Source organism: Pollutimonas harenae, from assembly GCF_004153685.1.
Taxonomy (GTDB): Bacteria; Pseudomonadota; Gammaproteobacteria; order Burkholderiales; family Burkholderiaceae_B; genus Pusillimonas_C; species Pusillimonas_C harenae.
On the sequence record NZ_SDQD01000002.1, the window covers coordinates 296,673 to 312,419 of the forward strand.

The 15,747-nt window shown below is 57.1% G+C and carries 15 protein-coding genes; 4 read left to right on the top strand and 11 right to left on the bottom strand.

All coding sequences use genetic code 11. The features are described 5' to 3' along the window. Window positions 1-75 precede the first annotated feature (75 nt). From ERD84_RS08240 to ERD84_RS08290, 11 genes are all read right to left on the bottom strand, one after another. Window positions 76-588 (bottom strand): RDD family protein, encoded by a 513-nt coding sequence (locus tag ERD84_RS08240; RefSeq protein ID WP_130039154.1) that lies wholly within the window; start codon window positions 586-588, stop codon window positions 76-78. Between the two features lie 148 nt (window positions 589-736). Continuing rightward, the gene (locus tag ERD84_RS08245; protein ID WP_130039155.1) at window positions 737-925 is read right to left on the bottom strand and encodes a hypothetical protein; all 189 of its coding nucleotides are present in this window, start codon (window positions 923-925) and stop codon (window positions 737-739) included. 115 nt (window positions 926-1,040) lie between these two features. Then, window positions 1,041-2,510 carry a THUMP domain-containing class I SAM-dependent RNA methyltransferase gene (locus tag ERD84_RS08250; protein WP_130039156.1) on the bottom strand — a complete coding sequence of 490 codons (1,470 nt, stop codon included), beginning with the start codon at window positions 2,508-2,510 and terminating at the stop codon, window positions 1,041-1,043. 10 nt (window positions 2,511-2,520) lie between these two features. Further along, window positions 2,521-2,937, bottom strand: a complete 417-nt coding sequence (locus ERD84_RS08255) for a CopD family protein (RefSeq protein ID WP_130039157.1) — start codon at window positions 2,935-2,937, stop codon at window positions 2,521-2,523. A gap of 18 nt (window positions 2,938-2,955) precedes the next feature. Next, window positions 2,956-4,248: a glutamate-5-semialdehyde dehydrogenase gene (locus tag ERD84_RS08260; protein ID WP_218947938.1), complete on the bottom strand. Its 1,293-nt coding sequence runs from the start codon at window positions 4,246-4,248 to the stop codon at window positions 2,956-2,958. Between the two features lie 31 nt (window positions 4,249-4,279). Beyond that, a complete protein-coding gene (gene holA, locus ERD84_RS08265) occupies window positions 4,280-5,332 on the bottom strand; it encodes a DNA polymerase III subunit delta (RefSeq protein WP_130039158.1) in 1,053 nt (350 codons plus the stop codon). Window positions 5,333-5,346: 14 nt separating this feature from the next. Beyond that, window positions 5,347-6,027, bottom strand: coding sequence for an LPS-assembly lipoprotein LptE (locus ERD84_RS08270; protein WP_245150647.1), 681 nt, complete (start codon window positions 6,025-6,027; stop codon window positions 5,347-5,349). Between the two features lie 20 nt (window positions 6,028-6,047). Beyond that, window positions 6,048-8,705 carry a leucine--tRNA ligase gene (gene leuS / locus ERD84_RS08275; protein ID WP_130039160.1) on the bottom strand — a complete coding sequence of 886 codons (2,658 nt, stop codon included), beginning with the start codon at window positions 8,703-8,705 and terminating at the stop codon, window positions 6,048-6,050. Between the two features lie 189 nt (window positions 8,706-8,894). Further along, the gene (rpmG, locus tag ERD84_RS08280; protein WP_130039161.1) at window positions 8,895-9,065 is read right to left on the bottom strand and encodes a 50S ribosomal protein L33; all 171 of its coding nucleotides are present in this window, start codon (window positions 9,063-9,065) and stop codon (window positions 8,895-8,897) included. A gap of 34 nt (window positions 9,066-9,099) precedes the next feature. After that, window positions 9,100-9,336: a 50S ribosomal protein L28 gene (rpmB, locus tag ERD84_RS08285; protein ID WP_130039162.1), complete on the bottom strand. Its 237-nt coding sequence runs from the start codon at window positions 9,334-9,336 to the stop codon at window positions 9,100-9,102. A gap of 215 nt (window positions 9,337-9,551) precedes the next feature. Beyond that, window positions 9,552-10,760 carry a Bcr/CflA family multidrug efflux MFS transporter gene (locus ERD84_RS08290; protein WP_130039163.1) on the bottom strand — a complete coding sequence of 403 codons (1,209 nt, stop codon included), beginning with the start codon at window positions 10,758-10,760 and terminating at the stop codon, window positions 9,552-9,554. Window positions 10,761-10,925: 165 nt separating this feature from the next. Between ERD84_RS08290 and ERD84_RS08295 the strand changes: the two genes are divergently transcribed. The 4 genes from ERD84_RS08295 to ERD84_RS08310 all read left to right on the top strand — a co-directional run bounded on the left by ERD84_RS08295 (window position 10,926) and on the right by ERD84_RS08310 (window position 15,744). Then, complete coding sequence (locus ERD84_RS08295; RefSeq protein WP_130039164.1) at window positions 10,926-12,182, top strand: class I SAM-dependent methyltransferase; 1,257 nt, start codon at window positions 10,926-10,928, stop codon at window positions 12,180-12,182. 284 nt (window positions 12,183-12,466) lie between these two features. Beyond that, entirely contained in the window at window positions 12,467-13,534 is a 1,068-nt protein-coding gene (locus tag ERD84_RS08300) for an ABC transporter substrate-binding protein (RefSeq protein ID WP_245150648.1), read from the top strand. A gap of 91 nt (window positions 13,535-13,625) precedes the next feature. Next, a complete protein-coding gene (locus ERD84_RS08305) occupies window positions 13,626-14,477 on the top strand; it encodes an ABC transporter permease (protein WP_130039165.1) in 852 nt (283 codons plus the stop codon). A 1-nt stretch (window position 14,478) separates the two neighbouring features. Beyond that, window positions 14,479-15,744 (top strand): quaternary amine ABC transporter ATP-binding protein, encoded by a 1,266-nt coding sequence (locus tag ERD84_RS08310; protein WP_130039166.1) that lies wholly within the window; start codon window positions 14,479-14,481, stop codon window positions 15,742-15,744. Window positions 15,745-15,747: the final 3 nt, after the last annotated feature.

Below are 15,747 nucleotides of genomic sequence, written 5' to 3' on the forward strand. Positions count from 1 at the left end.
TGAACGACAAGCAGTTTCTGTGCAATCCCTACGTTTCAGAAAGCCAATGACACTAGGGTTTATACGGACATTGATCTATGCTTTTGGTACATCTATCAGGCGCGTGCCGACCAGGCGATCATGCAGGAACTGACGCTGAGGATCGAGCCAGGTCCAGAAAAACAGCGTAAATGGAGCAAAGACGATCAGCAGATCGGTGGAACCATAGCCAGTAACCCGGGAGGCCAGCAGCACGGCCAATGCGGCCAGCAAGGGGATGGGCCAGATAAGCACATACCGCAGCAACAAGCGTCCCAGACCCGGAACTTGTCCGTCTGTGCCGACCAGCCTGATGTTCCAGGTTTTCATGGGCAGGGTCTGGCCGCGCTTGCGCCAGGACATAATGAAGTAGACACCAATGGCAATAAACAGCACCGCCTGGCGGCCATGCCGGAACATCATGCCGCTACGGCTTTGTGTAAGGGTATCGAACAGATAACTGGCCAGAAAGACTACCCCAAACAGCAGTACTCCCTCGTACATCATGCAGGCAAAACGGCGCCATCGGCTGGGAGGTGTGGAAGGATGGCTGGCGGATGATTGTTGCATTGCGATAACCGGGAATGTGACGACAGACGGTATTATCCCGCACTCCGTCAGGGTGAGGTTTGTCGAAGCGAAAAAAAAGCCGCAATAAGCGGCTTGCTGGCGCGGTTTTACCGCGCCGGTTGCATGGTCAGCAACCAAGGAGAACGAGTTAGCTCGCGGACTCCACAACCCGGCCTGCGGTTGGAGTCTGAACGCGATCAGCCGCTGCAAACAATTTTGTCAGCAATTTTTTAAGGGCTTCGACGGGTTTGAAACGGTACTGCTCTTCGATGGCCTGCTGCATCAGTTGGCGTTCGAGTTCGTCGGTTAAGCGGGCGTCTTTGGCTACGTTGATCATAATAAAGCCTCTTGTAAAAAATGAACGTTTCGTTCAAGGGTTAACCCTATTATAGGGTTAACCCTTGTTATTTACAAGGTCTTATATTGCGGTGCAGCGTAGTGTTGCCCGAATGCTACTGTTTTTCTTTCCGGTAGCTGGCTTGCACCATTTCAAAGATAAATAAACGGCAGTCGAGGGCGCCGTTATGCAAGGGATAGCGCCGCCGGGGCTTCAGCCGCATTTGGCGGGGCAATTCAAGGTCACTGGAAATCACGCTGACCTGCCATCCACTGTAGTGATGCTTGAGGTTCTGCGCCCAGTCGCTCCATAGCTCGACATCGTCGCCGGGCAGACGTTCTCCGTAGGGGGGGTTGGTGACCAGCCAGCCGCTGGATGCTGGCGGTGCTGCGTGACGGGCATCACCAACCTCAAAGCGTATGGAGTCGGGTGTGAGCCAGGCTCGCTCTAGGTTGGCTCTGGCAGCCTCGATAGCTTGCGGGTTCAGGTCGTAGCCGACGATGGGGCTGTCGAGACGGGTGGCAATATGTGAGCGTGCTTCGTCTTTGATGTCGCGCCAATGCCGGGCATCATGATTGCGCAAACGTTCGAAGCCGAAGGGACGCCAGATGCCGGCAGGTACACCCAGGGCTATCCATGCGGCTTCGATGAGTATGGTGCCGCTGCCGCAGAAAGGATCCAGCAGGGCCTGAGCTGGATCCCAGCCCGAAAGCGCCAGCAGCCCGGCTGCCAGATTTTCCCGCAAAGGGGCTTCGCCCTTGTCCAGTCGCCAGCCGCGCTTGAACAGCGACTCGCCCGAGGTGTCCAGGTAGAGCGTGGCACTGTCTTCGCTGAGGAAGAGGTGTACCCGGGCGTCAGGGCGCACCGTGTCGATACTGGGACGTTCGCCTTCCCGTTCGCGCAGCCTGTCACAAATACCATCCTTGGCGCGCAAATTGCAGTATTGCAGGCTTTGCATGGGGCTGCGTATGGCCGAGGTATCGACCCTTAGTGTTTGTTCGGCACCGAACCAGCGCTCCCAGGGCGTCTGTTGGGCCAGTTCCAGAATATCGTCTTCGTGCTGAACAGGTGCATGGGCGACTTGCACCAGAATGCGGGTGGCCAGCCGAGAATAAAGATTGGCACGCAAAATCCCGGACCAGTCGGCATGGAAGCGGCAGCCTGCGCGGGCGGGCTCGGCATCTTCAAAGCCAAGTGCCTGCATCTCTGCCGCCAGGGCTTCCTCCAGACCTTGGGGGCAGGGTGCAAAAACAGGAAATATTTCTGTCTGAGCCGGCCGACGCGCCCGGCGTACGGCAACATGCGGCCTGGCGGCCTCGGCTTGCACCGAATCGTTACTGTGCGTGTGATGATCCTGCCTGGACTCCTGATTGCGGGACGCAGGGGGTACAGGGCTTGTCGTGTCTGGCTGGCTGGGTGTGACGGGTGTTTTGGCCGCCCGAAGCTTATCCCGTTCTCGTCCCTGTTGTGCGACTTGGCGGGCCCGGCCACCGGCACGCTTGCGGCGCTCACCTGATTCGGTGGCGGCAGGTGTTGCGGCCTTCTTTTTCAGTGTCAGGGTTTTGCCTGATTTGGAGTCTGTCATGAGGGTGATGTTAAATGGGTCGTACCACGACCATGGCGATGATGATCAGCAGCAACAGGACTGGAATCTCGTTGAACCAGCGATAGTATTGGTGGCTGCGGGAATTGCGGCCTTGTTCAAAGTTTTTGAGCATGCGGCCGCAGGCCAGGTGGTAAATCACAAGTAGTGCTACACCCAGTAGCTTGGCGTGCATCCAGCCCTGGCCCTGACCCAGGCCATAGCCCATGAACAGCCAGAGGCCAAATGCAAGTGCCAGTACGGCCAGAGGGGTCATAAAGCGGTACAGGCGGCGTGCCATGCCCAGTAGCGTGGCCGTGCTGGCCGCGTCGGTGGCTTGTGCCAGATTGACATAAATACGAGGCAAGTAAAAAAGGCCTGCAAACCACGATATGACAAACAGGATATGCAGGGTTTTGATCCAGAGCATAAGCATTTCAATTCGGCCTTAGCCGCGCAACTGTCCGTCGCCAGCCAGCACCCATTTAAGGGTGGTCAGGCCTTCAAGGCCCACAGGGCCGCGGGCATGCAGGCGGTTGGTGGAAATACCGATTTCGGCGCCGAGGCCATATTCGAAACCGTCTGCAAAACAGGTGGGTAGGTTCACATAGACCGAGCTGGAGTCTACTTCGCGCTGAAAGCGCGTGGCGGCCGACAGGTTTTCGGTGATGATGGCTTCTGTGTGTTCCGAGCTGTAGCGTGCGATGTGGTCCATGGCCTCGTCCAGCGTATCTACGATGCGTACGGCCAGAATGGGTGCCAGGTATTCGGTTTCCCAGTCCTCTTGGGTGGCGGGCAGGGCCTGGGGCAGCAAGGTGCGCGTACGTTCGCAGCCGCGCAGTTCCACGCCTTTTTCTTTAAAAGTCTGGCCCAGGCGCGGCAAGATGCTGGCCGCGATGTCGGTGTGGACCAATAGGGTTTCCATGGTTCCGCAAATGCCATAGCGGTAGGTTTTTGCATTGACCGTGATGTCGTGCGCCTTGTCGAGGTTGGCTGCTGAGTCAATATAGACATGGCAGTTGCCGTCGAGATGCTTGAGCAGCGGTACTTTGGCTTCCCGGGCCAGGCGGGCGATCAAGCCTTTGCCGCCGCGTGGAACGATGACATCGATGTAGTCGGTCAGGGTGACGAGCTGGCCGACAGCGGCCCGGTCGGTGGTGCCTACCACTTGTACCGCATGCGACGGCAAGCCGGCTTCGGCCAAGCCCTGGCCTATGATGGTGCCCAGCGCCACATTGGAATGTATGGCTTCGCTTCCGCCCCGCAATATTGTGGCGTTGCCTGATTTCAGGCATAGCGCTGCCGCATCAATAGTGACGTTGGGCCTGGACTCATAAATAATTCCGATCACCCCCAGCGGCACACGCATCTGTGCGACGCGCATGCCATTGGGACGCGTGCTGCTGGCAGTCAGGCTGCCGACCGGGTCAGGCATATCGGCAATTTGCCGCAGGCCTGCAGCCATGGTGGCAAGTGCCTTGTCCGACAGCCTCAGGCGATCCAGCAACGCAGGCTCAAGGCCGTTTTTTTCTGCCGCAATGAGATCTTTGGCATTTTCCGCCTGAAGCTCTTCTTTTTTTGTGTCCAACAGGCGTGCCATGGCACGCAGGGCTTGCGTCTTGGTCTGGCCCGAAGCGTTGCGCATTTGTCTTGCGGCAGCGCGTGCCTGCTGGCCCAGCACGGTGATATCGGCATTGAGCGTATGGTTGGCGCTGGCGCCGGAAGCTAAAGGTTTTGTCATGGTGATAACGATAAAAGGCTTGCTACAGGGATTATCCCAGTTTTTTTACCAGGGCAATGCGTAATGCCAGCCGGCCCAGCTCTTCCCAGGGGTCGTCCAGCCGGCCCGGCACTTTCAGGCCTTTGATCAGCTTGTCTATGTCGTGCGCGTGTTGTACGGCAGCGGGCCATGCCTGGGCTGGCAGTCTGTCCAGGGTTTGCCGCAGGAGCTGTTCGCGCGGGCCGAATACACGCTGACGTCTCATTTCGGCGGTCAGGTCATGACCAGCGCCACGGCTGGCTGCCAGGCGCGCCAGCACACGAACTTCGTCTCCAATTGCCCATAATACCAGTGGCAGGGCCTCGCCTTCGGCCCGCAGTCCCGTCAGTATCGTGAGCGCCTTGGCGGGCTCGCCCTTGAGCATGGCGTCGCGCAGGCCGAACACATCGTAACGTGCCACATTCAGCACGGCACGCTCAACCTCCGGGCCGCTGATCTGGCCGGAAGGGTATAACAGACCCAGCTTCTGAACTTCTTGATGTGCAGCGAGCAAGTTACCTTCGACCTTGTCAGCCATCCACTCCAGCGTTGCGTTGTCCAGTTGCTGATCCTGGCGCGCCAGGCGTTGGGCAATCCAGCGTGGCAACGCCGGGCGTCCGATGCTGGTGACTTCGATGGAGGTGCCTGCCTCGAACAGACCTTGAGCCCACTTTGAGTTGCGACTTGTCTTGTCTAGTCGTGGCAGGCTGATTATCAGCATGGTGTCGGCCAATGCCTGCGTCTGTATCAGGTTCGCCAGCTTGAGCAGGGTTTCGGCACCAGCCTTGCCGGGCTTGCCGCCGGGAATGGCCAGTTCGACCAGGCGGCGGTCACCAAAAAGGGAAACATTCTGCGTGGCGCCAATGACTGTGGACCAATCGCTACGCGCGTCCATGGTCAGGCTGATTCTTTCGGTGTAGCCTGCCTGGCTGGCAGCCGCGCGCAGGGCATCGCAGGATTCAATGACCAGCAGCGGTTCGTCGCCGGACACAATGTACAGCGGCTCAAGAGCGGGCGTCTTTTTGAGCAGATTTAAAAGACTGTCGGCATCAAGGCGGCGTCCCATATGGCCTGGCCGGTTCAGTAAGAACTGCCATCAAGATTGATTTGAGGCGCGCTGCGCGGCGACATGGGGCCCATTTTGGGAACCGAAGTCGTTGCGTCGGTTGTGGATTCTGCTGGCGGCGCGAGCAGGCTTTCGTCTACAGGCAGGGACTCTGCATTTTCAAAGGCTGTGTTGACTTCTGGGGAAGACAGCCGGCGCACGATCTGGCTGACCAGCGACTGTTGCATTTCGCGGAAGACCATGGTGATTTCACCCTCTTTGGCCTGCACTACCGTTGGATCGTAAGGCAGTTCGCGCGTTGATCGCAGCACGGTGGGGGGCAGGACAATGCGCCCTTGATTGTCGGTCAGCTGGAATGTGAACACCAGATTCAGCTCGTATTCTTCAACCTGGCCTTCGGCGTTGATGGACAGTTCACGCAGAGATCGATTGTTTTGCAATTGTGTAAGCCTGGCTTCGGCGTCGGCAGGTGTATCGACGAAGCGTATGCCAGGCGAGCTTGCAGCGATGGCTCTGAGCAGATTGGAACCGAATTCGGAGTTTTCGTTGATGTTGGTGTACAGCGTGTCGAACGGCAGCGGCGATACGCCTTTAAGGCGAAAGCCGCAAGCCGTCAAAACCAGGCAGAGCGCTATGCAGACCAAGCCGCGCCAGCAGTATTGCGGCGCCAGGGCGGAGGGGGCGAGCTTGGTCATGGAGATGTGCATGCTTGATTTTACCCGACGATGTTGACCAGTTTTCCAGGCACGACAATAACCCGTTTGGGTGGACGGCCTTCAAGGAAACGCAAGGCTGCCTCGTGATGAGTGGCTATTTGCTCGATCTGGGACTTTTCGGCGCCATTGGCGACGCGCAAGGAGCCACGCAGCTTGCCATTGATCTGTAGCATCAGTTCGATTTCGTCGGCGATAAGGGCCGCTTCATCGACGGTAGGCCAGGGGGCATCGAGCAGGTCACCGTGGACTTTGCTGTAACCCAGGTTTTGCCAGAGCTGCCAGGTAATATGCGGCACGACCGGGTAGAGTACACGCAGTAGTATCGAGGTTGTTTCAGCCAGTGCAGCCTGGGCCATTGGAGTGCTGTTCAGCGTAGCGGATTCCAGGGCATTCAACATTTTCATGCAGGTGGACACGACAGTGTTGTACTGGGTACGCTGGTAATCGTAATCGGCCATCTTGAGCAGCGTATGTATTTCGCGGCGCAAGTCTTTCGAGGCATCGTCGGCGCTGGACCAGTCGATGCCGGGCCTGATACCTTGCCGTATATCGGCTTGCCTGTTGTGGCAGAAGGACCACAGGCGACGCAGGTAACGGTTGGCACCTTCCACACCAGAGTCAGACCACTCGAGCGTTTGCTCGGGGGGGCTGGCAAACATGACGAACAGGCGGGCTGTGTCGGCTCCCATTGAGTCGATCAGCGACTGGGGGTCGACGCCATTGTTCTTGGATTTGGACATGGTGCCGATACCACCATATTGCACCGCCGAGCCATCCGCACGCAGTGTTGCCCCAATAATGGCACCTTTGCCATCGTACTGATTCTCGACCTCTTCGGGCCAGAAGTATTCGATGCCACCTTTTGCGTTCTTGCGCGAATAAATATGATTCAGCACCATGCCCTGGCATAGCAGTTTGGTGAAAGGTTCATCAAACTTGAGCAGGCCAAGGTCGCGCATGACACGCGTCCAGAAACGGGCGTACAGCAAATGCAGGACCGCGTGTTCGATCCCGCCGATGTACTGGTCCATGGGCATCCAGTAATCGTTGCGTTCGTCGACCATTGCATTGTCGTTGTCGGGCGAGGTGTAACGCATGAAATACCAGGACGAGTCCACGAAGGTATCCATCGTGTCGGTTTCGCGCCGTGCTGCCACGCCGCACTTGGGGCAATGGCAGGACAAGAACCCTTCGTGTTTGGTCAGGGGGTTGCCGCTGCCGTCGGGTATGAGATCGTCGGGCAAAATCACGGGCAAGTCTTGCTCGGGCACGGGCACCGGACCGCAGTCGGGGCAGTGAATAATGGGTATGGGGGTGCCCCAATAGCGTTGGCGCGATATGCCCCAGTCGCGCAGGCGCCATGTGGTTTGTTTTTCGCCCAGGCCTTGAGTGGCCAGATCGGCGGCGACCGCGCCAACCGCATGAGCGTGGCTCAAACCATCGTAGCGGCCGGAATTGACGGTTTGCGCCTGCTGCTTGTCGCCATACCAGTCTTGCCACTGCTCGGTGGAATATGTTTTTCCTGGGATCGTAATCACGTCCTGGATGGGCAGATTATATTTTTTGGCGAAAGCAAAATCGCGTTCGTCGTGGGCGGGAACACCCATGACGGCGCCATCACCGTAGCTCATGAGCACGTAATTACCTACCCATACTTGTACGGGTTCGCCCGTGATGGGGTGGGTGACGGACAGGCCGGTGGGCAGGCCTTCTTTTTCGCGTGCGGCCATCTCGGCTTCGGTTGTGCCGCCTTTCTTGCAGGACTCGATGAAGGCGGCAAGCTCAGGATTACTTTGCGCTGCGTGTGTGGCCAGGGGATGTTCGGGCGCCACGGCACAGAAGGTCACACCCATGATGGTGTCGGCGCGCGTGGTGAATACATACATGCGTCCGTCTTGTATCAGCTTGCCGGAAGCATCGGTAATGTTGTGTGTAAAGGCGAAGCGTACGCCTTCGCTTTTGCCTATCCAGTTTTCCTGCATCAGGCGTACGCGCTCTGGCCAGCCCGGCAGGCCATCCTTGACCTTGCTCAGCAGCTCTTCGGCGTAATCGGTAATGCGCAGGTAATAGCCTGGAATCTCCCGTTTTTCGACCAGGGCACCGGAACGCCAGCCTCGGCCGTCTATTACCTGCTCATTGGCGAGCACAGTCTGGTCGACGGGGTCCCAGTTGACGACCTGGGTTTTGCGATAGGCGATGCCTTTCTCGAGCATTTTCAGGAACAGCCACTGATTCCATTTGTAGTATTTGGGGTCGCAGGCGCACATTTCGCGCGACCAGTCGATGGCCAGGCCCATGGCTTTCATCTGCTTCTTCATGTATGCGATGTTGTCGTAGGTCCATTTGGCCGGAGGAACCTGCGATTTGATGGCCGCATTTTCGGCAGGCATGCCGAAAGCGTCCCATCCCATGGGCATGAGCACGTTGTAGCCACGCATGCGTAGCTGACGCGCCATCATGTCGTTGATGGTGTAGTTGCGCACATGCCCCATGTGCAGCTTGCCGCTGGGGTAGGGCAGCATGGAGCAGGCATAGAATTTGGGTTTGCTGGAGCCATCAGCCGCCTTGGCGTGTTCGGTGACGCGATATGCGTCGCGCGCCTGCCAATTATCGTGTGCGGCTTTTTCGACGTCGTTCGGGCTGTAGCGTTCCTGCATGGGATCCAGTATTCGTAAAGAGGTTATGCAAACCATCGATTATAAGATGCAATCGGTATGGTGGCGGTGGCTGCGCTTGGACAGAAAAAAACCCTGCCGGAGCAGGGTTTGCGGGAGGGCGCCAGGAGTCGTACGAGTACGGCGGCTAGAGCCGGTTTCGTGCGTAAGGCCTGCGCCTTTCCGGGCTCGTTACTTGAGCTTGATTTCTTTGTAGTCGACATGCTTGCGAGCAACGGGATCAAATTTCTTGATCAGCATTTTCTCGGGCATGTTGCGTTTGTTCTTGGTGGTCGTGTAGAAATGACCAGTACCGGCAGTGGATTCGAGCTTGATTTTCTCGCGAACGCCTTTTGTTGCCATGATGAGCTCCTGAAGTTAGATCGTTGGCGAGGGTTTAGACCAGCTCGCCACGGGCGCGCAGGTCGGCCAGGACGGAGTCGATACCGTTCTTGTCGATGGTGCGCAACGCGCTGGTCGAAACACGCAGGCGAACCCAACGGTTTTCGCTTTCAACCCAGAAACGGCGCGATTGCAAGTTAGGTAAAAAGCGACGCTTGGTTTTATTGTTTGCGTGCGAAACATTGTTGCCCACCATTGGGCCTTTGCCGGTAACTTGGCATACGCGTGCCATGGTCATACCTCTTAATTTGTGTAATGTGCTTAAAAAAACATGCAAGGTCAGTACGTATTGCCTGACCGGTGTGCGAATCGCCAGAAACAAATCATTTGAAACGCAGCGCCTGAAAAACCTGCTGCTTGCATTCAATGCATGCCCTGGCAAAGCATATACCAGGTTCGGCCTAAACCGAAATAGCCCATCATTCTAATATGAAAAGTCTAATCTAATCAAGTAGCTTGTGGGGCAGCGTTAAGTGCCATGCGTCCAAAAAACCACGAAAGGCAGGCGCAAAGCGCCAGTACGCCGGTTAGTGGCAAGACCGTTGGCGATTGCCAGATGCTGACAGCCAATCCGGCAGCGGCGCCGCAAAGCATCTGCAGGGCGCCCATCATGGCCGAGGCCACACCAAGGCGCTGGCCTTGCTCGCGCAAGGCAAGTGCGGCGGAATTGGGGTTGACGAAGCCTTGGCTGGCCATGAAGATCATCAGGCAAGCCATCAGCGATACCAGGTTGATGGCATTGGCCAGCGTCAGGGCGACGGCCACCAGGGTGACGCCGGTCAGTACGATTTGTGCGGGACGCAACAGCTTTTCGGGGGTATGGCGGCTGAGCAACCGTGCGCTGACCTGTGCCGCAATAATCAGGGCTGCTGCGTTCAGGCCGAACAGCAAGCCGAAGTAACGGGGGTCGATCTGGTAGATATCGATGAAGATACGGGGTGATCCCGCAATATAGCTGAACATGCCAGCCGCCCCGAAGCCACCCGCCAGGGTGTAGCACATAAAGCGCTTGTGGCACAGCAATGCCAGATAGTTACGGGCAATGACGCCTGCCCCAAGGGGGACAACTCTTTCCGGCTTGAGCGTCTCGCGCATGGTCAGTGCCACCGCTACCAGCAACATGGCACCACAAGCCGCCATGATGACGAATATGCCGCGCCAGCTCGCGAAAGCCAGTACCTGTCCGCCCAGGATAGGCGCCAGTATGGGTGTGACGCCCATGACCAGCATGAGGAGGGACAAGGCTTTGGACGCGTCCCGGGTATCGAAGTTGTCGCGGATCACTGCGCGGGGAATGACGATGCCTGCTGCGCCGCCGAAGGCCTGGACCACACGCCAGAAACCCAGGTGTTCGATATCGTTGGTATAGCCGCAAGCAACGGCTGCCACGGTATAGATGGTCAGGCCCAGCATCAGGGGTTTTTTTCGTCCGTAGCGGTCTGCAAGCGGCCCGTAGAACAACTGGGCCAGGGCCAGCCCCAGTAAATAGCTGGCCAGGGTGCGTTCAACGTCTCCGGGTGTGGCACCCAGTCCTTGCGCGATGGCAGGGAAAGCCGGCAAATACATATCGACGGCCAACGGCCCTATGGCGGTCAGCAGCCCCATCAGGACTAGCCAGGGGGGGATGGTGGTCAAGGTGTTTTGCTGCGAAGGCATCGGCTGATCTGAAGAGTGTTGCAGCATCAGCGCAACAGGGGGCGGAAGGTGTTTCTATATAGTGGTATCGTGTGGCATCTTAGCATGCTTGAACAGTGTCAATTTCCTTTTCCAAATATTAATGGCGCCATATTGTCCGGCGTTTTTTTACTAGAGGAGTCGGTCTTGAGTTCGGTCTTGTCTGTTGTTGAAACTAAGCTGGCATCGTTGCCCCTGCCTGTACGTCTGACCATGCCAGATGGTCAGAAAGTGGGGGATTCCAATGCCGAAATACACCTTCTCGTCAAAGATCGCTCGACGCTGACCCACTTGGCTACGGGGCAGGTGGGCGTATTGGGCGAAGACTATGTCGAAGGCAAGTTCGACATAGAGGGTTCCATGCGCGACCTGATGCGCCTGGCCGCGTCCATACTGCCCGGTTCGCCAATCGAAGCGGCGCGTGTAGGGCGGCTGACCGAGCTGATTCGACGCCTGGTGTCGGTGTGGCGTCACTCCGTCGACCGCGATGCACGGCAAATTCAGTTTCATTACGATCTTTCCGACGATTTTTACGGCTTGTGGCTGGATCCGCGCCGGGTGTATTCCTGCGGCTACTTCAAAACCCCCGATATGAACGTCGCCCAGGCACAAGAGGCAAAGCTCGACCATATCTGCCGCAAGCTCAGGCTGAGCCAGGGCGAGCGCTTCCTGGACGTTGGGGCCGGCTGGGGCGGCCTGTTGCTGTGGGCGGCCGAGCACTATGGTGTAGATGCCACAGGCATTACGCTGTCCAAGAATCAGCATGCATATGTCAACCGGCTCATCGAAGAAAAAGGCCTGGGTGGGCGGGTGCGCATGGAGCTGCTCGACTATCGCAAGCTGGACGAGGGCCAGCCCTACGACAAGATTGCGTCAGTGGGTATGTTCGAGCACGTGGGCAGGGCGCAGCTCGACGGATACTTCTCCAAGCTCAGGCGTTTGTTGCGTCCGGGCGGACTGATCATGAACCACGGCATCACTGCGGGTGGCGTCGATAATGCCGAACTGGGCGCAGGTATGGGCGAGTTCATTGAAAAATATATTTTCCCCGGGGGCGAGCTTACCCACATCAGTCATGTACTCGAACATCTGGCTAATGGTGGACTCGAAGACCTCGATATCGAAAATCTGCGCCCTCACTATGCCCGCACTCTGTGGGCCTGGAGTGATGCGCTTGAAGCGAAGCTGCCCGAGGCGCGTCAGACCCTGAGCGCCGAAAACGGCGAGCGCTCGTTACGCGCCTATCGTATCTACCTGGCAGGTTGCGCCATGGGTTTCGAGCATGGCTGGATAGCGCTGCATCAAGTGCTGGCGCAGTCTCGCGGTCATGGCCGCAGCGATGAACTGGATTACCCCGCAGATATCGCGTATCCGTGGCGTCGCGACTATATTTATAAGTCCTGAGGGGCCGGGCAAATACGGTGCAGGGTTAATGCTCGTTTACATTTAGCGTTAAAAACTTATAAAATGCTGCCACCTACTAAGCCAGCCTTGGCTGGCTTAGTCTTTTCAGTTCTGGCGTATGGTAGGTCTGTTCGACTCCATTACCTGTCAACGAGTACCCGGTACTCTTCACACGCTAGTGTCGGTATGTATCGGCGGCACAGCCGTCTTCCGCACACCCCCTGAGCCATATGGCGCACCACATTCATGCGATGCGTCCAAGTAACTTAAGGAGGCAAACAGCCATGTCTTTAAATGCGATTTCCACGCATCCTGCGTTCTCTTCGAGCGCCATTTCCTCGTCGTTTAAAAAATCTGTGCTGGGCCTTGGCCTGGCTGCCGCACTTCTGGGCCTGAGCGCTGGCACCAACGTTGCGCAAGCAGCTGATGGCCCCGCTTGCGAACTTGATCGCCCCATCAAGTTTGGCGGCATGAATTGGGAGTCCAATCTGGTCCTGGTCGAAGTCGAACGCTTTATCGCCGACAAGGGCTATGGCTGCAAGTCCGAAGTCCTGCCCACCGAGACCCTGCCGGCGCTGGCCGCTCTGGAGCGCGGCGACCTGGATATCAATACCGAGATCTGGTTGAACAGCGTTGCCGAACCTTGGGAAAAGGCCGAGGCTACCGGTAAGGTCAAGCGCATAGGCGACATCTACATGGGCGGTGAAGCCTGGTTTATTCCAAAGTACACGGCCGAGCGTCTACCTGAACTCAAAAAAGCAGCTGACCTGCCCAAGTTCAAGGATGAGTTTAAAGATCCGGAAGAGCCTAGCAAAGGCCGCTTCTATGGTTGTCCGGCCGGTTGGGGCTGCGAAGTCGTTAGTGGCAATTTGTTTAAAGCCCTGGGCCTGGGCGACACCTTTACCTTGTTCTCGCCCGGTACAGGTGCTACGCAAAAAGCCGCATTGACAGCAGCTTACAAGCGCAAGGAAAACGTCGTTTTCTATTATTGGTATCCAACGCCTCTGGTGGGCTCCATGGATCTGGTCAAGCTTGAGTTGCCAGCCTACGATAAAGAAAAGCATAGCTGCCTGACCGATCCCGATTGTGCTAATCCCGAACCCAGCGCTTATCCCGAGAATCCTGTCTTTACGGCAGTCACTACTCAGTTCACACAAGATGCGCCCAAGCTGACCGAGTTCCTCTCCAAAGTGGCTGTGCCGCTGCCTGTCATGGATAAAGCCATGGCATATATGGAAGAAAACGAGGCAGAGCCCGATGCGACCGCCCAGTGGTTTCTGAAAAACCAGGTTGATGTCTGGAGCGCCTGGGTGCCTGCCGACGTTGCCGAGCGTGTGAAAGCCGCTCTTTAACACTCGTCTTTCATTCAGCCGGCCATGGCCGGTTCCATAGACAGTGAGCCTGGCGGCTCACTGTCTTGACGAGTTTTACGGAGCTTCTTTCATGTTTCCAGAATTTATAGCGCCCCGTGCGCTGCGCGCGCCCATTGACGACTTCGTGGGTAATATTGTTTCCAACTACTCCGAACTGCTGCGCGCATTGACCCAGCCTTTGCTGGATGTCCTGATCTGGATGGACCAAATCGTACGCTACTCACCCTGGTGGGCGGTAGTGCTTGTAGTCATGGGCCTGGCCTGGCTGGCCAGCCGCCGCATAGGGTTCACATTTTTCATTGGTGTCATGCTGTGCCTGATCGGATTTATCGGGCTGTGGGATGCTGCCATGCAGACGCTCTCCCTCATGATTGTTGCCGTGTTCATTTCCGTCGGCATAGGTATTCCAATGGGCATACTGATGGCCAGCTTCAAGTGGCTGCGCACCATCATGCTGCCGATACTGGACGTCATGCAGACCATGCCGAGCTTCGTCTACCTGATTCCGGTGGTCATGCTGTTCAATCTGGGCAAGATTGCCGCCATTATTGCAACCATTATCTACGCCGTGCCGCCCGTCATCAGACTGACAGACCTGGGCATACGTCTGGTCGATTCCGAGGTCCTGGAGGCGTCACGAGCTTTTGGCGCTAACCGGGCCAAGCAGCTGTTCGGCGTGCAACTTCCCCTGGCCATGCCCAATATCATGGCCGGCGTCAATCAAACGACCATGATGGCATTGGCCATGGTGGTGATTGCTTCCATGATTGGAGTCAAGGGACTCGGTTACGAGGTTTTGCAAGGCATCAACCGCTTGCAGGTTGGCCGTGGTGTTCTGGCCGGTCTGGGCATAGTGATCATTGCCATTGTGTTCGATCGCATCACGCAAGAGTTCGGGCGTCGTCAACAAAAGGGGGCCTGACATGAGCAAAATCGAAGTACGCAATATTTTCAAAATCTTCGGGCCCAAACCGGAACGCTGGCTGGATGCCGCCCGGAAAGGTATCAGCAAGGAAGAGTTGCTTGCCAAAAGCGGACATACGCTGGGTTTGCGAGACATCAGCCTGTCGATTGAAGATGGCAGCATTTATGTCATCATGGGACTCTCGGGTTCCGGAAAATCCACTCTCATCAGACACTTCAATCGCTTGATCGAACCCAGTGCAGGACAGATACTGGTTGATGATGTCGATGTGGTCACGCTCAGCAAGTCGGCACTGGAAAAATTCCGCCAGCAAAAAATGAGCATGGTGTTCCAGCGTTTTGGCCTGTTCCCTCATCGTTCCGTCATCGAGAATGTGGCATATGGCCTGAAAGTGCAGGGCATGAGCAAAACAGAACGCCGTCAACGTGCACAGCACTGGCTCGAGCAAGTCGGGCTGGCAGGGTTCGAGAACCAGTATCCGCATCAGTTGTCAGGCGGCATGCAGCAGCGGGTTGGATTGGCGCGGGCGCTGGCTACCGACGCCGAAATCCTGCTGATGGACGAAGCTTTCTCGGCACTCGATCCGCTGATACGCCGTGAAATGCAGGACCAGCTTTTGCAGTTGCAAGCGCAGCTGAATAAAACCATTGTTTTCATTACCCACGATCTGGACGAGGCCCTGCGCCTGGGCAATCGTATCGCCATCCTGAAAGATGGTGAACTGATCCAGGAAGGCACGCCGGAAGACATTCTATTGGCTCCTGCCAATGATTATGTGCAGTCCTTTCTGCAGGATGTGAATCGTGGCAAAGTCTTGAATGCCGCGCATGCATGTAATGCGCCTTCGTTGACACTGACCATGCGCTCACGCCCTGCGCATGCGGCCGAACGGATGGCGGGTTTGGACTTTGACTATGCTGCGGTGCTTGATGGTAAACGGCTGGCAGGCATTCTTACCCGTTCTGCTGCTGTCCGTGCGGTGCAGGAAGGGGCGCGCGATATTGCCCGCTATGTCCAGGACATGGCATCGGTGCCTGCTACAGCGGGCCTGGACGAAGTCCTGGCCCGTTTGTTGCGCAGCACGGAACCCTTGGCCGTAACGGGCGAAGACGATGAATTCCTGGGCATGCTGTCGCGCAGCAAGGTGGTTGAGCTGGTGACGCCCGCCATTGAAGGCACGGAGCCATTCTCGAACGACGACATGGCGGAAGCCGTGGAGTCGTCCGGAACGTCGTCAGAAAATACGGATCGCAGCGTGGCCTAGGCA